Below are 21,796 nucleotides of genomic sequence, written 5' to 3'. Positions count from 1 at the left end.
AGTGCGGATCTATGTGCCGGTCACGATCAGCATGCTGCAGCAGCTTGTCGCGGATGAGCAATTGCTCCCGGTCGGGGGGACAGCCTTCGCGGTGACCCCGGCGCTGCGGGAGGCGTATGCCTCCGGCGACGAGGAGGAGCTTGCCGAGGTAGCGATGCGCGATGCTGGTCGTGGTTCGCTGCGCCTGCTCGCTGCCGAGACCGACGCCGCCGGGGAACCCGTGCTGCGGCGCGCGGTGCTGGCAGTCGATGCCGAGGACGTGGTGCTGCGGCCCGATCTCGACGATGCCGTGGTGAAGGTCGCCGGTCCGGTGCTGCTTGCTGAAGTGGCGAGCGCGCATATCGACCTGTCCGCCGCCGAGGCCGCGATCGCGCGCGTGCTGCCGGTGATCGACCAGGCTGACCTCGGGGACGAGGACGCCGAGCTCGCGCTCGGTGACGTGGAGGATCATGATCTGGCCTGGTACGCGACGCAGGAGCTGCATTTCCTTCTCGAGCTCTTGTAGCCATGAGGCTGTGGAAGTGGCTGGAGAAGCCGATCGAGGACCTTCCGGCGGTAGCTGATCGCCGGCTCCACGCCGCCCGCGCGGCGCTGACCCGATTGACGACCCCGCTGATCCCGGATGACTATCTGCACCTGATCAATCCGCTGTGGTCCGCACGGGAGCTGCGTGGCCAGGTGGTGGAGGTGCGCGCCGAGACCGCGGATTCCGCGACGGTGGTGATCAAGCCCGGCTGGGGCTTCGATCATCGCTATCGGGCCGGGCAGTTCGTGGGCATCGGGCTGGAGGTCGATGGCCGGTGGCACTGGCGGTCCTACTCGTTGACGAGTTCCCCGCGCGAGGGCGGCGGATTCATCTCGATAGCGGTGAAGGCCATGCCGGAGGGGTTCCTGTCGTCCCACCTCGTCGACGGGGTGAGGCCGGGCACGATCATCCGGCTCGCTGCGCCGCAGGGCGAGTTCGTGCTCCCCGAGCCCCCTCCGCGCAAGATCCTGTTCGTCACCGCAGGCAGTGGCATCACCCCGGTGGTCAGCATGCTGCGAACACTCGACAGTCGTGGCGGAGCACCGGACATCGTCCATGTGCACTCCGCGCCCCGGGAGAGCGATGTGATGTTCCGCGGGGAGCTCGCCCGCCACGAGGCGCGGCCCGGCTACCGGCTGCACCTGCAGCTGACCGACGATCGCGGATTTTTCACCCCAGCCATGCTCGACGTCCTCGCGCCGGACTGGCGGGACCGAGAGGCGTGGGCGTGCGGTCCGCAGGGGCTCCTCGATGCGATGGAGTCGCAGTACCAGGCGGAGGGCGCGGGGGACCGGCTGCATGTGGAGCGGTTCTCGGTGGGCCGCACCGCGCACGCGACCGATGGCGGGACGGTGCGCTTCGGGCTGTCTGGCAAGGAGATCGCGGTCGACGGCGCGACCACACTGCTCGAGGCCGGCGAGCTGGCAGGGGTCCGGATGCCGTTCGGATGCCGGATGGGCATCTGTCATACCTGTGTCGCGCAACTAGGCGACGGTTTCGCGCGCGACCTGCGCAGTGGCCGGGAGGCCAGCCCGGGGGAGCGGATCAAGACCTGCATCTCCGTCGCGGCCGGGGATTGCCAGCTCGTGCTATGAGCCAGATCGCACCGAGAATGCCGTAGCCTACGGTCTAGCAGCCTGCGCACCGGTAGGCCCACGTTGTCGCTCTGCCAAGGACGGTTCCCGATGGCCATCACAGATATCAAGGAGTACGCGCACCTCACCACCGAGGATGTCGAGGCGCTCGCTCGCGAGCTCGACCAGATCCGTGCGGACATCGAGGGGTCGCTCGGTGAGCGCGACGCTCGCTATATCCGTAATACCATCCGGTTCCAGCGCGGCCTGGAGATCGCGAGCCGTGGCGTTCTCTTCGCGAGCTGGTTCCCGCCCGCATGGCTGCTCGGCACCGTTGGCCTGGGCATCTCCAAGATCGTGGAGAACATGGAGATCGCCCACAACGTCATCCACGGCCAGTGGGACTGGATGAACGATCCCGAGATCCATAGCAGCTCGTGGGAATGGGACATCTGCGATCCCTCCGCGCACTGGAAGCAGACCCACAACCACTTGCACCACAAGTACACCAACATCATCGGCCTCGACCCCGATGTGGGCTACGGCCTGCTTCGCGTCACCCGCGATAGCGAGTGGGAGCCATTCAACCTCGGCAACCCGATCTACAACCTTGTTCTTGCCCTGCTGTTCGAGTATGGGGTCGCCGTCCAGCATCTCGAGCTCGCCAACGTCGCGGCGGGCCTGAAGGACATGGATGAGTTCGCGGAGCAGCGCGACGAGGTGCTGCGCAAGATCCGCAAGCAGGTGGCCAAGGACTACCTGTTCTTCCCCGCGCTCACCGGCCCGGCATTCCTCACCACCCTGGCCGCGAACATCGGCGCCAACATCATTCGCAACGTCTGGGCGCACGGCATCATCTTCTGCGGGCACTTCCCCGACGGAGCCGAGAAGTTCACCCAGGAGCAGTACCTCAGCGAGACCAAGGGCGAGTGGTACCTGCGCCAGATGCTCGGTTCCGCCAACTTCACGGCGGGCCCGATCATGCGGTTCATGAGCGGCACGCTGTGCTACCAGATCGAGCACCATTTGTTCCCGGATCTGCCCAGCAACCGGCTCGAGGAGATCTCCAAGCGGGTGCAGGTGCTCGCCGACGAGTATGACCTGCCCTACACGATGGCCTCGTTCCCGCGGATGTACCTGCAGACCTGGCGCACCATCGTCAAGCTGGCCCTGCCGGATCGGTTCCTCGCCGGCACCACCGATGCTGCCCCCGAGACGAACTCCGAGCTGCGGTTCCGCATCGCCGGAGGAATCCGCGACACCTTCATCGGTGCTGACCCGGTCACCGGTGCCCGGCGTGGCCTGCGGACCGCTCTGGCCGCGCGTCGCAAGCGCCGGGGGATCGTGCTCGCCCTGCGCCAGGCCATCACCGGGCAGCCGGAGCGGCAGCCGATCGAGCAGCCCGTCGCGGCCTGACCCTAGCGCGCTAGCCAGGCGCCCAGCGTCACCAGTGCTCGTTGGTCCCGAGGGCCTGGAGCAGCAGGCGCACCGCCATCGCCCGGCGCAGCACGGCGCCGTCGAGCTGATCGAACGCGCATCCCGGATCCTCCGGTTCCCCGAGGTGCCCGCAGCCGCGCGGGCAGCGCTCCACGATCTCGGTGAGGTCCTCGAACGCCGCGACCACATCCTCCACACCGATGTGGGCGAGGCCGAAGGAACGTACTCCTGGTGTGTCGATCACCCATCCGCCGCACGGCAGGGCGAGGGCGACCGACTGCGAAGACGTGTGCCGGCCCTTGCCGATGCCCGATACCCGCCCGGTCGCCCGGTACGCGTCGGGGACCAGCCGGTTGACCAGGGTGGACTTGCCCACCCCGGAATGGCCGATCATCGCGGACATGGTCCCGGAGATGTGTTCGAGCAGCGGCTCGAGAGCATCCTCGACGCCCGTGGTCACGATGGGGAGGTCCAGGCCGTCGAAGTGCGCGGTGAAGGTGCTCGGGTCCGCGATATCGCTCTTGGTGACGCACAGCACTGGCTTGAGGCCGCCCACGTACGCGGCGATCAGCGCTCGTTCCACGAAGCCCGTTCGGGGCGGGGGATCCGCGGCCGCGACGACGATCAGCAGGACCTCGGCGTTGGCCACCACGATCCGCTCGAACGGGTCGGTATCGTCAGCCGTGCGGCGCAGCACGCTGGTGCGGTCCTCGAGGCGCACGATGCGCGCCAGGGTGTCGTGGGTGCCACTGGTGTCCCCAACGATGCCCACGTGGTCGCCCACCACGATCGGCGTCCGACCAAGCTCGCGCGCCCGCATTGCCACTACTAGGCGCTGGCCAGGCTCGCCGTCGAGGACCATGCAGCCCCAGCGGCCCCGATCCACCGAGACCACGAGGGCCCGCTCGGCATCGAGGTGCTCGGGGCGGGTCTTGGTGCGCGGCCGGGTGCCCTTGCCCGGACGGATGCGCACATCCGATTCGTCGTAGCGGCGACGGCTCAGCGTGGATCGCCCCCTTCGAGCATGCGGCTCCACATCCCGTCGAAGCCCGGCAGCGTCTTGGCGGTGGTGCCGATGTCATCGACCTCCACTCCAGGCACGACCAGCCCGAGGATCGCCCCGGCGGTGGCCATCCGGTGATCGGCGTAGGCATGCCATAGGCCGCCGTGCAGCGGCACCGGGGTGATCTCCAGCCCGTCGTCGGTCTCCACGCACTGCCCGCCCAGCCGCGAGATCTCGGTGGCGAGCGCGGCCAGGCGATCAGTCTCGTGCCCGCGCAGGTGCGCGATGCCCCGCAGCCTCGATGGGGACGCGGCGAGCGCCGCCAGCGCGGCAACCGTGGGGGTCAGCTCACCGATGTCCCCGAGATCGGCATCGACGCCGACGAGCGCTCCGGTGCCCGTGACGGTGAGGCCGTCCGCGTCTAGCCGGACGTCGCAGCCCATGCGCTCGAGCAGGCCACGGATCTGATCACCGGCTTGCGTCGTCTCCTTCGGCCAGCCCGGCACCGTCACCGAGCCGCCGGTGACCGCGGCGGCCGCGAGGAACGGCGTCGCGTTGGACAGGTCGGGCTCGATGTCCCAGGTGGTCGCCGACACGGGCGCGGGCGCGATCCGCCAGGTGGAGGGATCGGGCCGCTCCACAGTCACCCCGGCCTGGGCCAGCATCTCCACGGTCATGTCGATGTGCGGCGTGGAGGGGACCTTGCCGCCGGCATGCCGCACTGTGACGCCCTGCTCGAAGCGAGCGCCCGCGAGGAGCAGGCCCGAGACGAACTGCGAGGACCCCGAGGCATCGATCGTCACTTCTCCGCCCCGCACCGCGCCCGTGCCCCGGACGGTGAAGGGCAATGCTGATCCTTCGACGTCGGCGCCGAGCGCCCGCAGCGCGTCGAGCGTCACGCCTTGCGGGCGGACGCGGGCCTGCTCATCGCCGTCGAACCGCACTGCGCCGTCCGCGAGCGCTGCGACCCCGGGCAGGAACCGCATCACTGTGCCGGCGAGCCCGCAATCGATCTCGGTGCCATGCAGCGGGCCGGGCTCCACCAGCAACTCGGTGGCGGACTGCTCGGTGATGCTGGTGCCGAGCGCGCGCAGGCCTTCGATCATCAGGTTCGTGTCCCGGCTGCGGAGCGCTCCCAGCACCGTGGACGGGCCGTCCGCGAGCGCCGCGAGCACTAGTGCCCGGTTGGTCGCTGACTTGGATCCGGGAACGGCAACGACGGCGGAGACCGGGGCCGGGTGATGAGGGGCGTGCCATGAGCTCATGCGCCCATCTTCCCGCATCCGGTGCGTCGTCCGCGACAACGGGGCCGATCGTCGGCTGATCAGCCTTTCTTGTCGGGGCCACGTGCCAGGATGGAGGCATGTGCGGACGATATGCCGTGACCGCGGACCCAGCGACGCTCGCCGAGGAGCTCGACGCCATCGATGAGACCGGTGGCGCGGCACGGACCGGCTACAACATCGCTCCCACCACGGAGGTCGCGGCGGTCGTCGATCGGCACGATCACTCCGATAATGATGACAATGCCGGGGCAGCCGTGCGGCGCAGGATCAGGGCCATGCGCTGGGGGCTTGTACCCGTGTGGGCCAAGGATCTCCGGTCCGGACCGCTGCTGTTCAATGCCCGGTCGGAGACGGTGGCCACCAAGCCGGCATTCCGTACTTCCTACGCGCGCCACCGGTGCCTCGTTCCGATGGACGGCTGGTACGAGTGGAAGCCCGCCGCATCGGGCAGCCGCCCCGCGAAGATCCCGTACTTCATGAGCCGCCGCGACGGCGAGCGGCTCTACGCGGCGGGCATCTGGTCGCCCTGGAAGGATCCTCAGCGGACCGGGGAGGGCGCCACCATGCTGAGCTGCTCCGTCCTCACCACCGCTGCGGTGGGGGACCTCGCGGCGGTCCACGATCGCATGCCGCTGATGCTCCATGCCGGGCAGTGGGACCAATGGCTCGACCCCGATGGCGGCCCGCCCGATGCGCTGCTCGAGAGCCCGGGCGAGTCCTTCGCGGAGGTGATCGAGATCCGTGAGGTCCGGCCCCTGGTCAACAATGTCCGCAACGATGGGCCCGAGCTCCTCCAGCCCGTGCCGGGACCCGGCGGCGGGGAGCCGTCGCTGTTCTAGCGTGCTGGTGGTCGCTCGTGACCAGCCTGGGAACAAAACCCCTCGTCCATAGGTTGCACCGGACGGACGATATTGCAAGGGGCAATCTGGGTGGAGGTGTCGCGTGGGCTCGTTGTGCATGGAAGCGCCGGTGGATCAGCGCCTCGGGCAGGCGGTAGTCTTGAAGACTGCTATCAGCGAAGGGGCGCCTGTGCCAAAAGCGAATCAGTACAGCCCGATAGAGGGCACTGACGAGTCAGATAACGCCGCGGAGACCGCCACGCAGCTCGTGGAGCGGTTCGAGCGCGACGCCATGCCCATGATCGACCAGCTCTATGGCGCCGCGCTGCGGATGACGCGCAACCCCACCGACGCCGAGGACCTCGTCCAGGAGACCTACCTCAAGGCCTACTCCGCGTTCAGCTCGTTCAAGAAGGGCACCAACCTCAAGGCGTGGCTGTATCGCATCATGACCAACACCTACATCAATGGATATCGAAAGAAGCAGCGGCAGCCCGCGCAGTATCCCACCGATGAGATCACTGACTGGCAGATGGCGGCATCCGCCGAGCACCAGTCCACCGGCTTGAAGTCCGCCGAGGTAGAGGCCCTCGACGCGCTGCCCGACGACGAGATCAAGAACGCGCTGCAATCACTCCCCGAGGAATTCCGTATGGCTGTCTACTACGCCGACGTCGAGGGGTTCCCCTACAAGGAGATCGCGGACATCATGGGAACGCCGATCGGCACCGTGATGTCCAGGCTGCACCGAGGCCGCAAGCAGCTCCGTGCCGCGCTCGCCGATGTCGCCCGTGACCGGGGATTCATGCGGAACGCCGCCAATGGCGAGGAGGACAACGCGTGATGAGCACCCACGATCACACCGGCTCCGGCATGGATCCACACGACGACGATCACGAGCATGGGCTCGACTGCTCCGCCGTGATGGCTGACGTCTATCTCCTGCTCGACAACGAATGCGCCGATGGTGTCCGTGAACGGCTCCAGTCGCACCTCGACAACTGCGGCCCTTGCCTCGAGCACTACGGCATCGAGGAGAGGATCAAGCGCATGCTATCCCGCAAGTGCGCGGGGGAGCGGGCGCCCGAGAGCCTGCGCGAGCGACTCACCCTCGAGATCCGGCGCCAGGTCATCTACGGCGAGGTCACCCGCGTCCGCTACGAGGAGTAGCTGCCGGGGCGCGAGCGTTGGTCGGCGAGCGGTGCCTGCCCGTCGGCGGAGTGATGCCTGACGGCAAAAGCACCGGAAAACGGCAAACGCGAGAGAAGCCGCGCGGCAACTTGCTCGGTTTCTATCGCGTTTGCTGCCGTAGGCATGCCGTCAGGCGCTTCCGGGCGAAAAAGCCCGCGCATACACCTGTGGGGCCTGACCAGTTTGGTGGTCGGGCCCCACAGGTGACGGCTGAGAGCGTTCGATGCTCAGGCGTTTGGGCGCTTGCCGTGGTTTGCCTTGTTCTTGCGGCGGTCACGACGCTTGCGGCCTCGCTTGCTCATGGGCTGTCTCCTTGGACATGAAATGGTTTTCCACGCATTGGGTTGCCGATCCAGTGTACTCGTTGCCGGAGGGTGCCCCGCACAGCTGCCGGAGGGCCCCGGTCCGCGCCGCCACGAGCCTGCCCGGGGCGTGCTGCCCCGACGGTTCCTGCGTGCGCTCGGTGCCCGTGGCGGCGCGCGAGTTGCCTGCCGGTGCGAAGCGGCGGGCAGTGACTGGGCTAGCCTGGTGGGATCAGTGTGATCGATATCGCTGCGGAGGAACCCATGGCGGAAAATGTGCGTGCGGAAATGGTCGCGAAGGTGCTCGAAGTCGTGGTCCATCCTGGTGATGTCGTGAAGGAGGGGGACACTCTCGTGCTGCTCGAGTCGATGAAGATGGAGATCCCCGTCTTGTCCGAGTTCAACGGCACGGTCGACGTCGTGAATGTCACCAAGGATGATGTGATCCAGCAGGGTGACCTCATCGCGGTCATCTCCTAGGGCCCGCCTGTGTCCACTCTGAGCGCGCTGCTCGCCGAGCACACCGACCTGCCCGGCGAGGCCGTGAACCACCTGCAGCGCCTCGTCGGCGAGTGGCAGTTGATCGCGGACCTGGCGTTCTCGGACTTCCTCATGTGGGTCGCCACCGGGGACCTCGAGGACGATGATGGCGCCGACGATCTAGCGGGGGCCCGTGCGGTATGCGTGGCGCAATGCCGGCCAACGACGTCGCCGACGGTGTATCCGCGCGACCTCGTCAGCAGCGGCGTCGAGTGGGAGGACCACCCCGAGCTCGTGGCGGCGATGCTGCGCGGGGAGATCCTGCGCGAGGACAACCCCCGCTGGCACGAGGGCACGCCGCTTGCGCGCGAGGCCATCCCGGTGCGGTCGGGCGGGCAGATCATCGCGGTGCTCACGCGGGATTCCTCGCTCGCGCAGCTGCGGGTGCCAAGTGCCCTGGAGATGGCCTACATCGCGTGCGCGAGCGATCTGTGCCAGATGATCTGCGACGGCAGCTTCCCGCTGCGGGAGGACCTCGCTGGCATCCAGTCGAGCCCGCGGGCGGGGGACGGGCTGATCCGGATCGGGGTCGATGGCGTAGCGGAGTACGCGAGCCCCAACGCGTTGTCGGCGTACCACCGGATGGGCTTGAGCACGGAGATCTCGGGCCATGACCTCGTGGCACTGACCCGGCCGCTGATCTCCGACCCGTTCGATGCGCAGGAGTTCGCGGTGCGGGTCAAGGCCGTGACGGCGCGGGAATCGAGCATGCGGATGGAGATCGATGCGCGCGGAGCGACGGTGCTGTTCCGCGCGTTGCCGTTGTACCCCCATGGTGTCCCGGGCGGCGCGCTCGTGCTGGTGCGCGATATCACGGAGGTGAAGCGGCGTGATCGGGCGCTGCTGTCGAAGGACGCGACGATCCGTGAGATCCACCATCGGGTGAAGAACAACCTGCAGACGGTGGCGGCCTTGCTGCGCCTGCAGGTGCGGCGGACGACGAACGAGGAGGCGCGCCAGGCTCTGGCGGAGTCCGTGCGACGAGTGAGCTCCATCGCGCTGGTCCATGACACCTTGTCGATGTCGGTGGACGAGCAGGTGAACCTCGATGAGGTCATCGATCGCTTGGTGCCGATGATGGTGGACGTGGCGACGATCGGCAAGCCTATCGATGTGCGGCGCGAGGGCAGCATGGGCGTGCTGCCCGCGGACAAGGCAACCCCTCTGGTGATGGTGCTGACCGAGCTGGTGCAGAACGCGATCGAGCATGCGTTCGACATGGGCGCGACGGCGGACCTGCACTATGCCACGGCGACCGATGGGGACGATTCCCGTGGCGAGATCGTGCTGCGCGCGGAGCGGTCCGCTCGCTCGCTCGATGTGGTGATCCATGACAACGGCAACGGTCTGCCTGACGGCTTCAGCCTGGAGAAGTCCGACCGGCTGGGCCTGCAGATCGTGCGGACGCTGGTCGCGGCCGAGCTCGGGGGCTCGCTCACGTTGCAGGAGAGCGCGGACGGCGGCACGGATGCCTTGCTTCGCGTGCCGCTCGGGCGGAGGCGCTGAAGTGCGCGGGCACGAGCAAGCCCGGGGCCACGAATGGTCCCCGGGCTTGGTGCTCGGCGCGGGAGTGCCTCGGCTTGGTGAGGTTCCCGGTAGCGTCGTGCTAGACGGTGCTGCGTGCGCGGGTGCGCGCCTTGCGGCGCTTGAGCGCGCGACGCTCGTCCTCGCTCATGCCGCCCCAGACGCCTGCGTCCTGGCCGGACTCCAGCGCCCACGAAAGGCATTCCGGGGTGACGGGGCATCGGTTGCATACAATCTTGGCCTGCGCGATCTGTGCCAGCGCCGGACCGCTGTTCCCCACGGGGAAGAACAACTCGGGGTCCTCGTCGCGGCAGACCGCCCTATGGCGCCAGTCCATAATCGGTACTCCTCACTGGGTGTGCCGCGCACGAGGGCGGGGGGTGCGTCACACCGTAGTTGTTAGCAATTTACCCACGCGTAGCCATATTGTTTCCGCGCTGTTAACTAAGAATCGTGTCACGATCTCTGGGGAAGTCAATAGCTTTCCCTGGGACGTAACCTAAGTCACTGCGCGGAACCCACATGCGCGTCTTCGTAGCGCAATCTCGTACAGGAGTGTGGTGGTGCTCACTCCAATAGTTCTACGCTCGGAGACTCCAGTGTGCGGCAATTCGACCAGATTCGCTACCGGTCGGAGTGCCGCTAAACCTACTGTGTCAAGAATCACACGCCGGGAGGGGACTCCGCGATCACGTCCAGCATGTCCGGCACCGCATGGAACGCCACATCATCGCGCATGCCGATGTAGTCCCCGTCCACCTGCAGCCCCATCGGTCGCGACGCCCGGACCCGCACGTGGGGCACATCATCGACCCGCAACAGGTGACGGTGCGCGGGGCCGGAGCTGCCGAACACTATCTGCCGGGCCACCCTGGCGATCGGGACAATGCCTGCGGAGCGCATCGCGAACACGCCCAGGCCATTGTCGAAACTGACACCGGGATTGGTCAGCACGGGCCGCTCATCGATGAATGTCCATGGGCTCGCGTTCGAGACGAACGCGAAATACACGCCCTCATGGACCGCTCCGCCGGGAAGCTCGACCGTCAGCGCCGGAGGGAGCCGCCGCTCCCGCAGGAACGCCCGCATCGCGGCCCGCATGTATCGGCCCGGCGTCGCGGGGCGACCGGACGCGCGCTTCTTCTCCACCGCGCGCACCGCATGCGCGTCAAGGCCCACGCCCGCATTGAACAGGAACCAGCGCCCCTCGCAATGCGCGAGCCCGATCCGTCGATGCTGCCGCCGCGCGATCAGATCGAGGATCTGGTTGGCGGCATCGAGCGGGTCCGGCGCGATCCCCAGCGACCGCGCGAAGACGTTCGCCGAGCCTCCCGGGATCACCGCCACCGAGGGCACCGCGCCGAGCGGCAGCGAGGTCAGCAGGCCCTCGCGAGGCGGCTCGAGGATGCCGTTGACGACTTCGTTGACCGTGCCATCGCCGCCATGCACGATGATCAGCGGATAGCCCTGCTTGGTCGCCTCCGCCGCGAGCTCGGCGGCATGGCCACGGTGCGCGGTCTGCTTGATGCGCAGCGAGAGCTTGCTCGAGAGCGCGTGACCGATGAGGTCACGGCCAGCTGACGAGGTGGTCGTCGCGTGAGGATTCACGATCAACAAGGCGCGCACGAGGACTCAGCCTAGCCGGTGATCGCGCGACCAGCGCGCCACCCGGCGCCGCGGGTTGGCCGGCTCCGCGCCCCGAGGTTGCCGCGCTACCACCCGGCGGCGCCGCTGTCTTACCCTGGCAGGGTGCCTAGGACTGGACCCGCCATGCCCCCCGAGCCGGACGACACCCTGCCGCTGCCGGTGCCCTGGGGCATCCGCGCCGCCGGAGCGATCGTCGCGGCGCAGGGCGCCACATGCCTGGGTCTCGGTGCCTGGTATGCCGCGCGAGCGATCGCGTCCGAGGGCAACGAGGCGCGCTTCGGGATCGCCCTCTCCTCGTGGTTCTTGCTGCTCGGCGCTGCCGTCCTCGCTGGTGGCATCGCGCTCGCGCTGGGCAAGAGGTGGGGCAGGGCCGTCGCGATCGTGATGCAGCTGCTCCTGCTGCCCGTGGTGTTCTCGATGATCACGACCTCGCACCAGTACGCCCTCGGTTTCGGCCTCGGTGGCATCGTCGTGCTGACGCTGGTGCTGATGATGTCCGGGCGCTCGAGCGACTGGCTCAACGCCGACTGAGCCCCCGGCCGGTGGCGGATATCGAATCGCCAGGCAAAACGCCCGCGCCGGTCCTCGCTTCGCGCGTGTTGATCAGGGACTATAGGACTCGTGACCAGAGTTCTCGCAATCGCCAATCAAAAAGGTGGCGTCGCCAAGACCACCACAGTGGCATCGCTGGGGGCTGCCCTCGCCTCGATGCAGCAACGCGTGCTGATCGTCGATCTCGACCCGCAGGCATGCCTGACCTTCTCGCTCGGTCACGACCCCGACAACATCGACGCGTCGGTGCACGACGTGCTCGTTGGCTCCCAGAAGGTCAGCAACGTCGTCCTCGAGACCAGCGACGGGATGACCCTGCTGCCGTCGACGATCGATCTCGCCGGCGCCGAGGCCATGCTGCTCATGCGGGCGGGGCGCGAGTTCACCCTCCGCCGCGCGCTCGACGCCGTGGCCCCCGAGTTCGACATCATGCTCATCGACTGCCCGCCCTCGCTCGGCGTGCTCACGCTCAACGGGCTCACCGCCGCGGATTCGGTGATCGTGCCGTTGCAGTGCGAGACCCTCGCGCACCGGGGAGTGGGGCAGTTGCTGCGCACGGTCTCGGAGGTGCAGCAGATCACCAATCCCGACCTGTCGCTGCTCGGGGCGCTGCCCACGCTGTACGACGCGCGCACCACCCACAGCCGCGACGTCCTCGCTGACGTATCGGACCGGTACGGGCTCCCTGTCCTCGCGCCGCCCATCCCGCGCACCGTGAAGTTCGCGGAGGCCAGCGCATCCGGTGCCTCGATCCTCGCGGCCCGCCGCAACAAGGGCGCCGATGCCTACCGCGCGCTCGCCAGCCAGCTGCTCGACCACTGGCAGCAGGGCACACCGCTCGCGACGTTCGACCCCTACGCCAAGGTCTCCTGACCGGCAGGAGCCGCCGGGAGCCCGGTCCTAGGGGCCCGGGGCGAGCGCCACAAGGGTCTCGCCGCGCTGCTCGATGACCAGATCGCCCACCACGGCGAGGTTCACGGTGCCCGGCGCCTCATCGCGGTCCACCGCCATGGTGCGGATCGGCTCGCCGGTGCGGACATCCACGACGGCGATGCCCGACGGAACAGGCACGAGCAGGCTGCCCGCCATCATCGCAGGCTGGCCCAGTGAACCCGGGAAGTCCCAGATGGGGCGCTGATCGTTCGGCGATAGCGCCACCAGCCCTGCCCCGGCATCCCAGACCGCGATGCCCGAGCTCCCATCGAGCACCGCGGGCAGCGTTGCTCCAGCGAAGGCCTCGGCCGCGAGCACCCGTGGGGGAAGATCGTGGCGCCCGCGCGGTTCTGCCTGGCCGTCGAAGATGGCGAGGGCGGGCCGGTCCCCGGGCACCGCGATCACGGTGGACTGGGGAGAGGCCGAGACGATGCGCGCGCCGTCCACCCCTGGCACCTCGCCGAGCGTCGCATCGGTCCGGGTGAGCAGGGCATCGCCGAACTCCTCGGGCTTGCGGAAGCTCTCGGGGTCGCTGGCGAGCATGACGAGTCGCTCGCCCACGTCATCGGGGCACTGGACGATCATGGGTATGCGGCTCTGCGTGATCGCGGCATCGCGGATCTCGCAATCGTCGCGTGGCTGCAATCCTGGCTCGATCGGTGCGCTCACCCGGCCAGTCTCCACCGTTCGCACGAGGTCCGAGCGCCAGCCCTCGAGGCGGGTGGGGCCGAAGGAAGCGAAGCGGGAACCGTTCGATTCGATCGTCACCGTGGCGTCCGCCTCGCTCGTGCGCTGAGGACCGCGTTCACCGGAAGCTGGGTCGAACGACATGACCTCGCCGCATCCCCGTGGCCCGCGGAACGCGACGATCACCCTGTTCCAGGTCGAGGTGGCGGTGCAGATCGCTTCCGCGCGGCGGTAGGACCATGCCTGAGCGCCACTGCGCGCATCGTGGCCCCCGACCTCGTTGGCGCGCACGGAGATGACTGCTCCTCGCGCGACGATGGGCGTCGTCGATCCAGGACTGCGCTCGCGCCATGCCTCGACGAGCGCGTCCGGCACGGCGGTCGCTTGCTCGATCTCGGGAATCGGTTCCGCAGCGGTGACGAGCGAAGCGTGGCGGGCGGGGCTGGCCCACCACGCGCCGAGCGCCGCGGCGGCCAGCACCGCGACGAGGAGAGCCGCCACCGCGATATCGGCGCGGCGGCGGCGTTCAGGCGCGATCATGCCGCCTAGCTGCTCGTGGGGCCCGAGCTGGAGCTAGTGGGCGCGACGGACTGCGCATCGCCGGAGGGCTTGCGGCGGCGGCGACGGCGACGTGGTGCACCGGAGCCTTGCTCTCCCGTGCTGCCACCCTCGCTGTGGCCCGGAGCGCCGCTGTTTCCTGGTCCGTTGTTGCTGGACGCGGATCCGGTCTCGGCGCTTGCTCCGCCGCTACCGGACTGCCCGGAGCCGCCCTGCTGCCCGCCACGGGTGCGACGACGCTTGCGGTTGCCGTCGGTCTTGCGCGGCGGCCGAGGGGCTGCTGGCCCGCTGGACTGCTCCGCGGGGGCATCCGTGCTCGCGCGGGGCGGGATGGACACCCGGCCGGTGGCATCGGTGGGGATATCGAGATCGGTATACAGGTGATCCGAGGTCGAGTAGGTCTCCGCGGGGTCGGGCTTGCCCAGATCCAGCGCGGTATTGATCGCCTTCCAGCGGGCCGTGTCCTCCCAATCGACCAGCGTGATCGCGATGCCCGTGCGGCCAGCGCGGCCGGTGCGGCCAACGCGGTGCACGAAGGTGTTCTCGTCGTCCGGGCAATGCAGGTTGATGACATGGGTGACGTCATCGATATCGATGCCGCGGGCCGCGACGTCCGTGGCGACGAGGATATCGACCTTGCCGGTGCGGAACGCCTTGAGCGCCTTCTCGCGCGCGATCTGGCCGAGGTCGCCGTGGATCGGACGCACCGAGAATCCCCGCTCCTCGAGGTCCTTGCTGAGCTGGTCGGCCTGCCGCTTGGTGCGGGTGAAGATCATCGTCGCGCCACGCTCCCGTGCCTGCAGCACGCGGGAGACGAGCTCGAGCTTGTCGAGCGCGTGCGCCCGGTAGACGAACTGCGCGGTGCGGGCGTGCACGGCGGGGGAGTCATGCTCCTCGGCCCGCACATGGGTCGGGCGGCGCAGGAACGTGCGGGCGAGGGTGATGATCGGGCCCGGCATGGTCGCCGAGAACAGCATGGTCTGGCGGTTCTCCGGGACCCGGCTGAGCAGCTTCTCGATATCGGGGAGGAAGCCGAGATCAAGCATCTCGTCGGCCTCATCGAGGACGGCCACCGCGACCCGATCGAGCTTGAGGTGCTTCTGCGAGCAGAGATCGAGCAGGCGGCCCGGCGTGCCCACGATGACGTCGACGCCCTCGTGGAGCGCCGAGATCTGCTCCTCGTAGGGGCGGCCACCGTAGATCGCCTGGACGCGCAGCATGCGGGGCTGGTCCGCGGAACCGACCGGCACGTCCTGCGAGATGCCGGTGAGGTCCTTGGTGACCTGCAGGCACAGCTCGCGGGTGGGCACCACGACCAGGGCCCGCGGGGTTCCGTCGAGCTCCTCGAGGGTGGAGATGCGGTGCAGCAGTGGCACGCCAAAGCCGAAGGTCTTGCCCATTCCGGTCCGGGCCTGCCCGATCAGGTCATCGCCGGCCATCGCGAGCGGCAGCGTCAGCTCCTGGATGGCGAAGGTGCGCTCGATGCCGAGCTTGTGCAGCGCGGCGACGATCTCAGGACGCACGCCCAGCTCGGCGAAGCTCGGCGATTCGTGCGGCGTCGTCAGGACGTCCGCATCAGCGACGACGGTCTTGCCGACGTCCTGCGTAGTGTCGGATTCACTGTCATGGGTGAAGGTGCTCAGGATGTCCCTTTCGTTCGGGCTGCTCCCGGGCTAGCAGGCACAGGGAGCAGCATCCGGGCTATGCGGGCGCGCAGGGGCACGCCATGCAGGTTCGAGCGCGACGACTCGCATGCATCCGGTCGCAGGGCATCCCGGGCCGCGCGGAGCCATGCACCGGGCCGGAGGCCTGGCGACTCGACATCGCGACCGGGACGTGCGCCATTTGAGGATGCGCGCGCGTCGCGTCCCCCCTATGGTAACTGCCGCGAGGCCCGGTGCAGCCCTGTCGAGCCGGGCTGGGCGCAGGCGCGGCATGCCCGGGGGCCCGGCCGGCACCGGGCGGGGGCCATGTTTCGCTACTAGCGCAGCCGGGGGCGGGTGCCGCGGGCGCTGCGTTCGCTAGCCTTGCTGGGGTAGGGATGCCGGTCCCGGGCCCGACACATCGCGCGGGCCGCCGGTGTCGTTGTAGGCGTGACCGGCCATGCGGGCCGGGACGGATCGGAGGACAGCGTGGAGGTCAAGATCGGCATCGCCGACAGCAACCGGGAGCTCGTGGTCAACAGCACCCAAACGGTCGAGGACGTGGAGAAGCAAGCACGCGCGGCGTTCGAGTCCGGCAGCCCGACGACCCTGGAACTGATCGACGAGAAGGGTCGCAAGTACCTCGTGCCGTCGGACAAGGTCGCCTACGTCGAGATCGGTCCCGCGGATCCGCGCAAGGTCGGCTTCGCCGCGCTCTGATCCCAGGACCCAGGGCCTCGCGCGTTGCGCGTGGCGGCCAGGGGCGGTGCATAGCGGCAGAAGCACCAGAAACGGATAAACGCGATAGAAGCTGCGCTGGTTTCCCGGCGGCTTCTATCGCGTTTGCTGTGTGGTGGCAAGGACTCCCGCGACCGCCCGCTGCCTATTCCGGCACGGGCATGTCATGGCCGAGCGGCTCGGGCAACGCGGTGCCTGCTCGCTGGTAGGGCACATGCGACAGCCCGCCCCAGGCCAGGGCCACGGTCGTCTCGACCGCGTCGGACTTGCTGATGGGACGGCGAGCCTCGAGCCAGTAGCGGGCATTGACCTGGCTGATGCCCACGAGGCCTACCGCGAGCATGCGGGCCCGGTAGGGATCGAGCCCCGAATCGTGGCTCACGAGGTCAAAGACCGCATCGATGCACGCCTCGGTCGCTTGCTCGACCCGAGCCTGCACCGAGGGATCGCCCAAGGCATCCGATTCGAAGATCAGCCGGTATCCCTGCGTGTCATTGTCGACGAAATCGAAGAACGCTTGGATCGCTGCTCGGAGCCGACGGCGGTTGTCCGTCGTCGAGCGCAAGGCCTGGCGGACGCTCGCCACGAGGTTCTCCACGTGAGATTGCAGCACCGCGAGATAGAGCTCCAGCTTGCTCGGGAAATGCTGGTAGAGAACTGGCTTGCTCACCCCGGCCCGCTCGGCGATGTCATCCATCCCCGTCGCGTGGTAGCCCTGCCCCGCGAAGATCTCGCTCGCCGCGGCCAGCAACTGGGCGCGGCGGGCACCCCGGGGGAGCCGACCGCTGCGGCGGGTCACCGTGCCTCCGGGACCGGGGGGCTTGCCACGCGCGGCGATCGCGCTGGGCGCTCCGGCCGGACGATCCGCGGCCCGGGTCACATCCTTCACAGCGCGTCCCACCACCTTCCTGGTTGCACCGGCCTCGCTGCATCGCGATCATTGGTCACGGGCATCACCGCCCGTGGCCTCGTTGGTAACACGACACTACCTTGCCGGTCGGGGAGCGCACCGCGACCGCGAGACGCGGCCGTTGCGCTGCCGGGCCGGACCGGCCACCCTGGTTTACCCTGGACCCAGCAGAGGATCGCCCGGCCCATGCAGTTCCAGGCGGGCGGTGGGAGACCTGCGAGCGGATACACGAGACAGTGATGCGGCATCGGCGAGCGAGCGCATCACGAGGGGGACAGCGAGCGCAATCATGAGGACCCGCAGGACACGACAGCGCCAGGACCGGCGCGGGCCAGCCCGGATCGTCGCCGCCGCGGCATCCCGCCTGCTCCAGGCACCAGGGTGGCGGATCGCTGCGATTCCTGTCCTCGTCCTCGCGATCGTGGTGGCGGTGCTCCACCCGCTCGGGCGCACCGGCACGGACGTGGGCGAGGCCGAGGCCCGCCTCTCGGAGGCCGCGCACGGCTCGGTCCCGCTGCTCGACGGCGGAGTGCACGGCACGCGGCAGCAGCGTGAGGACCCGGGCCCGATCCCCTCGCCCAACGAAGGCTTTCCCGTCGATCTGCCCACCGGTCACCTGCCCGCGGGCGGTGGCTACGCGACCGACGGTTCCGGGCAGTGGCGGATCGTCCCCGGCGGCACGGCGCCGGTCGGCGCGCCCGGAGCGCGGGTGTTCCGCTACACCGTCGAGGTCGAGAACGGGGTCGATACCACCAGCTATGGCGGCGACGAGGCCGTCGCGCGGATGGTCGATGCGACTCTCGCCAACCCCAAGAGCTGGACCGGCGACCCCCGGTTCGGCTTCCAGCGCATCTCGGATCCCGGGCAGGGCGAGCCCGACTTCCGGGTGTCCCTGACAGCCGCGATGACAGTCCGCGAGATGTGCGGCTACACCATCGAGCTCGAGGTCTCGTGCTACAACCCCATCCCGGGCCGGGTCATCGTCAACGATGCTCGCTGGGTGCGGGGAGCGGTCCCGTTCCAGGGAGACATCGGTTCCTACCGGCAGTACGTGATCAACCACGAGATCGGGCACGCTATCGGTTTCGCCGCCCACGTGCCTTGCGAGGCGGAGGGCGCGCTGGCGCACGTGATGATGCAGCAGACGCTCTCCACCGCCAACAATGACATCGCGCAGCTCGACCCCTACGGCAGCATTCCTGCCGACGGGCTGTCCTGCCGCTACAACCCGTGGCCCTTCCCGCAGGTCCCCTAGGAAAGGCTCACGATGACTTCCAGCGGGTCCCTGCCGGCGCTCGTGGAGCCCGGCCCGCCGCTCGCGCCGGGCGAGGCGACCCGCTACAGCCGCCACCTCCTCATCCCTGGCATCGGGGCAGTGGGGCAGCGCCGGTTGCGCAGCGCCCGCGTCCTGGTGATCGGCGCCGGCGGGCTTGGCTCGCCGATCCTGCTGTACCTCGCCGCCGCGGGCATCGGCACACTCGGTGTGGTCGAGTTCGACGATGTGGAGCTGTCCAACCTGCAGCGGCAGGTCATCCACGGGGAGTCCGGCATCGGGCGGCCCAAGGGCGCGAGCGCTCGCGACGCCATCCGCGAGCTCAATCCTGGCGTCGAGGTGCGCTGGCACGATGTGCGCCTCGAGCCGCGCAACGCCGTCAACATCTTCCGCCAGTACGACCTCATCCTCGATGGCACCGACAACTTCGCCACCCGCTACCTCGTCAGCGATGCGGCGGTTCTCGCCGGGAAGCCGTGCGTGTGGGGCGCGATCTTCCGCTTCGAGGGCCAGGTGTCCGTCTTCTGGGACGCCGCTCCGGACGGGCGGGGCGTCACCTATCGCGACTTGTTCCCCGAGCCGCCGGCTCCGGGGACCGTGCCCTCCTGCGGCGAGGGCGGGGTATTCGGAGCGCTGTGCGGCACCATCGGTTCGATCATGGCGACCGAGGCGATCAAGCTGATCACCGGCGCTGGCGACCCACTTCTCGGGCGCGTACTCGTCTACGACGCGCTCGCCATGTCCTTCCGCACGCTCCGGCTGCGGCGCGACCCCGCCACGGCTCCCGTTGCCAAGCTCGACGACTACGAGCAGCTCTGCGGCATGCCCACCGCCGACGTCCCGCCCGAGGCCGGGATCAAGCCCACCGAGCTGCACGAGCTCCTGCGCGCGCCTGCCGGCCCCGTCCTCATCGACGTGCGCAGCGAGGGCGAATGGACGCTGGCGCACCTGCCGGGCGCGCAGTGGATACCGCACACCGAGTTCCTCTCCGGCGAGGCGCTCGCACGCATGCCCGGCGATCGCGATCTCGTGCTCTACTGCAAGACCGGCGTGCGCTCCGCCGCCGCGCTGGAGGTCCTGCGCGGCCAGGGATTCACGACCGCGCGGCACCTCGCCGGGGGCATCGATGCATGGGCCGAGCAGATCGACCCCAGCCTGCCCCGGTACTGACCCCAGCTGGCCCCCGTGCTGGGATTTCCCGCGCCAGGGTTTTCGGCGACGCCACGGCCTGCCTGCAGCGCTGCGGGGCCGGGAGCAGGTAGGTTACCGACCGTGAGTCCTGCCCCGCCCCCGGAACATGTGCGCGCCACCTTTGGCCTGCGCGAGATCGAGCCAGTGTCTCTCGGAGACGACTGGGACGGTGGGTGGCGGCTCGGCGACGTGGTCCTCTCGCCCGTCGGAGACCACGCCCGCGCCGCCTGGTCGGCGAAGGTCCGCGAGACCCTGCTCGTCGACGGTGCCCGCGTCGCCAAGCCCGTCCGCGCCACCGATGGCCGCTACGTCGTCGCTGGCTGGCGGGCCGAGACCTTCCTCGAAGGCTCGCCCGAGCCGCGCCACGACGAGGTCGTGTCGCTCTCGGTGCGCCTGCATGCCGCCACCGCGCGCATGGAGAAGCCCCGGTTCCTCACGCAGCAGCCCGTCGCGCCGTTCTCCGAGATCGACGTGTTCGTCGCGGCTGACCGTGCCGCGTGGGAGCCCGTGCCGCTGCGTGATCCGCGCCGCACCGGCCTGCTCGACATGGCCAAGCCGGGCGTGGACCGCAGCCTCGACCTGCTCAAGCACCTCGGCGAGCAGCGCCGCGAGGTCAACCTGCCCGGCCAGCTCGTGCACGGCGACCTTTTCGGCACCGTGCTGTTCTCCGATACCGCCGCGCCGGGCATCACCGACATCAGCCCGTACTGGCGGCCCATGTCCTGGGCAGCCGGGGTCGTCGTCGTGGACGCCCTCTCCTGGGGCGGCGCTGATGACGGGCTCATCGAGCGGTGGGACGGCATGAAGGAGTGGCCGCAGATGCTGCTGCGCGCCCTGATGTTCCGCGTCGCGGTGCACGCCTTGCATCCGCGCTCCACCGACTCCGCGCTCGTGGCTCTCGAGAGCACCGCCGAGCGCATTCTCGAGCTCGTCCGCGAGCAGGCCACCACGGGCCGCTAGCCACTGCGGCTGGGCCGCGGTCGGTTGTGTGCGCTTGTGCACCCTCCCGCCCCGCGCCTGGGGTTATTCGGTAACACTTCCGAGCAGCCGTACGCCTCGGTCGCGGATTTGCTGCCTTGGCGGACGCTGGCGGTCCAGGCGACCGGGCGCCTACTCCTCGAGCTGGTCGATGAGACTGGTGAGGAATTGCTGCGCCTCGCGACTGGCCTGATCAGGGTCGCCGTCGATTATGGCCTGGACGAGTCGCTCGTGCTCGGGGTCGTAATGGGGCGCCTCGCCGGGGTGGGCGTCGGCGTGGGCGTGGATGGTGGTGCTGATGATGGGCAGCAGGGAGTCGTAGAACTCGACGTAGAGGGCGTTGTGGCTGGCGGCGACGATGGCGCGGTGCAGGGCGATATCGGCCTGGACGGATGCCTCGTGGTTGCCCTGGGCGGCGAGGTCGCGGCGTTGCTGGAGCAGGTCGCGCAGCGTGGTGATGTCGTCAGGGGTGCGGCGGCAGGCAGCAAGGGCCGCTGCGGTGACATCAAGGGCCTGGCGCAGCTCGAGCACGTCGCGGTCAGCTGCGGCGGCGAGGTGAGTGGCGAGCGCGCCGGAGACCGGGGAGTCGGACAGTACATAGGTGCCGGAGCCCTGGCGGCGCTCGAGCAGCCCGGCGTGGACGAGGGCCTGCACGGCCTCGCGGATGGTGTTGCGGCCGGTGCCGGTCATCTCGGTGAGCTCGGGCTCGGTGGGGATGCGGGTGCCCACGGGCCATTTTCCGCTGGTGATCTCGTGGCGCAGCATGGTGGTGACTTGCGCGATGAGGCTGTTGCGTTGCACGGGCCGCACCATGTGTGCTCCTTCGTTGTGTTGCTGGGGCGTGAGCGCTGTGCCGGGGGGCTGGGGACTCGACCCTAGGGGCTGGGGGACGGGACGAATCGCATAAGCGGGGCGTGACCAACAATACTGTTGCCCCTCGCCAATAAATCATCCTATGATTCGAT

General features: G+C 69.0%; 23 protein-coding genes. 14 read left to right on the top strand and 9 right to left on the bottom strand.

What is annotated here, in order from left to right; translation table 11 throughout:
* Position 1 precedes the first annotated feature (1 nt).
* From FXO18_RS11695 to FXO18_RS11685, 3 genes are all read left to right on the top strand, one after another.
* Positions 2–505: a DUF6912 family protein gene (locus FXO18_RS11695; RefSeq protein WP_187774328.1), complete on the top strand. Its 504-nt coding sequence runs from the start codon at positions 2–4 to the stop codon at positions 503–505.
* A gap of 2 nt (positions 506–507) precedes the next feature.
* Positions 508–1,620 (top strand): ferredoxin reductase, encoded by a 1,113-nt coding sequence (locus FXO18_RS11690; RefSeq protein WP_149361257.1) that lies wholly within the window; start codon positions 508–510, stop codon positions 1,618–1,620.
* Positions 1,621–1,710: 90 nt separating this feature from the next.
* Entirely contained in the window at positions 1,711–3,015 is a 1,305-nt protein-coding gene (locus FXO18_RS11685) for a fatty acid desaturase family protein (protein ID WP_149361256.1), read from the top strand.
* 28 nt (positions 3,016–3,043) lie between these two features.
* On the opposite strand, the gene rsgA is transcribed toward FXO18_RS11685, so the two are convergent.
* Together rsgA and aroA are read right to left on the bottom strand one after the other, a co-directional pair.
* Positions 3,044–4,039, bottom strand: coding sequence for a ribosome small subunit-dependent GTPase A (rsgA, locus tag FXO18_RS11680; protein ID WP_149361336.1), 996 nt, complete (start codon positions 4,037–4,039; stop codon positions 3,044–3,046).
* On the bottom strand, positions 4,036–5,304 hold the full coding sequence (gene aroA, locus FXO18_RS11675; protein WP_149361255.1) for a 3-phosphoshikimate 1-carboxyvinyltransferase: 1,269 nt from the start codon (positions 5,302–5,304) through the stop codon (positions 4,036–4,038). Before aroA ends, rsgA begins: the two co-directional genes overlap by 4 nt.
* 98 nt (positions 5,305–5,402) lie before the next feature.
* Here aroA and FXO18_RS11670 point away from each other — a divergent pair, with 98 nt between their 5' ends.
* From FXO18_RS11670 to rsrA, 3 genes are all read left to right on the top strand, one after another.
* On the top strand, positions 5,403–6,164 hold the full coding sequence (locus FXO18_RS11670; protein ID WP_149361254.1) for an SOS response-associated peptidase: 762 nt from the start codon (positions 5,403–5,405) through the stop codon (positions 6,162–6,164).
* Positions 6,165–6,381: 217 nt separating this feature from the next.
* Positions 6,382–7,008, top strand: coding sequence for a sigma-70 family RNA polymerase sigma factor (locus tag FXO18_RS11665; RefSeq protein WP_268884965.1), 627 nt, complete (start codon positions 6,382–6,384; stop codon positions 7,006–7,008).
* Positions 7,009–7,037: 29 nt separating this feature from the next.
* Positions 7,038–7,334 (top strand): mycothiol system anti-sigma-R factor, encoded by a 297-nt coding sequence (rsrA, locus tag FXO18_RS11660; protein ID WP_235900636.1) that lies wholly within the window; start codon positions 7,038–7,040, stop codon positions 7,332–7,334.
* 248 nt (positions 7,335–7,582) lie between these two features.
* Here the strand turns inward: rsrA and FXO18_RS16260 are convergent, their stop codons facing one another.
* Positions 7,583–7,657, bottom strand: coding sequence for a 50S ribosomal protein bL37 (locus tag FXO18_RS16260; protein ID WP_131245889.1), 75 nt, complete (start codon positions 7,655–7,657; stop codon positions 7,583–7,585).
* Between the two features lie 264 nt (positions 7,658–7,921).
* Between FXO18_RS16260 and FXO18_RS11650 the strand changes: the two genes are divergently transcribed.
* The gene (locus FXO18_RS11650; RefSeq protein ID WP_149361251.1) at positions 7,922–8,137 is read left to right on the top strand and encodes a biotin/lipoyl-binding carrier protein; all 216 of its coding nucleotides are present in this window, start codon (positions 7,922–7,924) and stop codon (positions 8,135–8,137) included.
* Between the two features lie 9 nt (positions 8,138–8,146).
* On the top strand, positions 8,147–9,703 hold the full coding sequence (locus tag FXO18_RS11645; RefSeq protein WP_149361250.1) for a sensor histidine kinase: 1,557 nt from the start codon (positions 8,147–8,149) through the stop codon (positions 9,701–9,703).
* A 100-nt stretch (positions 9,704–9,803) separates the two neighbouring features.
* Here FXO18_RS11645 and FXO18_RS11640 read toward each other — a convergent pair whose 3' ends face one another.
* Positions 9,804–10,058: a WhiB family transcriptional regulator gene (locus FXO18_RS11640; RefSeq protein ID WP_149361249.1), complete on the bottom strand. Its 255-nt coding sequence runs from the start codon at positions 10,056–10,058 to the stop codon at positions 9,804–9,806.
* A 326-nt stretch (positions 10,059–10,384) separates the two neighbouring features.
* Positions 10,385–11,347, bottom strand: coding sequence for a diacylglycerol/lipid kinase family protein (locus FXO18_RS11635; protein WP_149361248.1), 963 nt, complete (start codon positions 11,345–11,347; stop codon positions 10,385–10,387).
* Between the two features lie 123 nt (positions 11,348–11,470).
* On the opposite strand from FXO18_RS11635, the gene FXO18_RS11630 reads away from it, so the two are divergent.
* Complete coding sequence (locus FXO18_RS11630) at positions 11,471–11,899, top strand: hypothetical protein (protein WP_149361247.1); 429 nt, start codon at positions 11,471–11,473, stop codon at positions 11,897–11,899.
* Positions 11,900–11,989: 90 nt separating this feature from the next.
* Complete coding sequence (locus FXO18_RS11625; protein WP_149361246.1) at positions 11,990–12,793, top strand: ParA family protein; 804 nt, start codon at positions 11,990–11,992, stop codon at positions 12,791–12,793.
* 27 nt (positions 12,794–12,820) lie between these two features.
* Here the strand turns inward: FXO18_RS11625 and FXO18_RS11620 are convergent, their stop codons facing one another.
* Positions 12,821–14,080, bottom strand: coding sequence for an Rv3212 family protein (locus FXO18_RS11620; protein WP_149361245.1), 1,260 nt, complete (start codon positions 14,078–14,080; stop codon positions 12,821–12,823).
* A gap of 5 nt (positions 14,081–14,085) precedes the next feature.
* Positions 14,086–15,744 (bottom strand): DEAD/DEAH box helicase, encoded by a 1,659-nt coding sequence (locus FXO18_RS11615; RefSeq protein WP_149361244.1) that lies wholly within the window; start codon positions 15,742–15,744, stop codon positions 14,086–14,088.
* A 486-nt stretch (positions 15,745–16,230) separates the two neighbouring features.
* Between FXO18_RS11615 and FXO18_RS11610 the strand changes: the two genes are divergently transcribed.
* Positions 16,231–16,461, top strand: coding sequence for a DUF3107 domain-containing protein (locus tag FXO18_RS11610; RefSeq protein ID WP_149361335.1), 231 nt, complete (start codon positions 16,231–16,233; stop codon positions 16,459–16,461).
* 163 nt (positions 16,462–16,624) lie between these two features.
* Here the strand turns inward: FXO18_RS11610 and FXO18_RS11605 are convergent, their stop codons facing one another.
* Positions 16,625–17,317, bottom strand: a complete 693-nt coding sequence (locus FXO18_RS11605; protein ID WP_149361334.1) for a TetR/AcrR family transcriptional regulator — start codon at positions 17,315–17,317, stop codon at positions 16,625–16,627.
* Between the two features lie 220 nt (positions 17,318–17,537).
* Here FXO18_RS11605 and FXO18_RS11600 point away from each other — a divergent pair, with 220 nt between their 5' ends.
* The 3 genes from FXO18_RS11600 to FXO18_RS11590 all read left to right on the top strand — a co-directional run bounded on the left by FXO18_RS11600 (position 17,538) and on the right by FXO18_RS11590 (position 20,813).
* On the top strand, positions 17,538–18,644 hold the full coding sequence (locus FXO18_RS11600; RefSeq protein ID WP_407936468.1) for a DUF3152 domain-containing protein: 1,107 nt from the start codon (positions 17,538–17,540) through the stop codon (positions 18,642–18,644).
* A gap of 12 nt (positions 18,645–18,656) precedes the next feature.
* Complete coding sequence (moeB, locus tag FXO18_RS11595) at positions 18,657–19,832, top strand: molybdopterin-synthase adenylyltransferase MoeB (RefSeq protein WP_149361242.1); 1,176 nt, start codon at positions 18,657–18,659, stop codon at positions 19,830–19,832.
* 102 nt (positions 19,833–19,934) lie between these two features.
* Positions 19,935–20,813, top strand: a complete 879-nt coding sequence (locus FXO18_RS11590; protein WP_149361241.1) for a TIGR02569 family protein — start codon at positions 19,935–19,937, stop codon at positions 20,811–20,813.
* A 150-nt stretch (positions 20,814–20,963) separates the two neighbouring features.
* Here FXO18_RS11590 and FXO18_RS11585 read toward each other — a convergent pair whose 3' ends face one another.
* Positions 20,964–21,641, bottom strand: a complete 678-nt coding sequence (locus FXO18_RS11585) for a FadR/GntR family transcriptional regulator (protein ID WP_235900635.1) — start codon at positions 21,639–21,641, stop codon at positions 20,964–20,966.
* Positions 21,642–21,796: the final 155 nt, after the last annotated feature.

Origin of the sequence: Lolliginicoccus suaedae (genome assembly GCF_008312885.1) — a bacterium.
Classification (GTDB): Bacteria; Actinomycetota; Actinomycetes; order Mycobacteriales; family Mycobacteriaceae; genus Lolliginicoccus; species Lolliginicoccus suaedae.
This window is presented reverse-complemented; position numbering and strand designations above follow the sequence as displayed.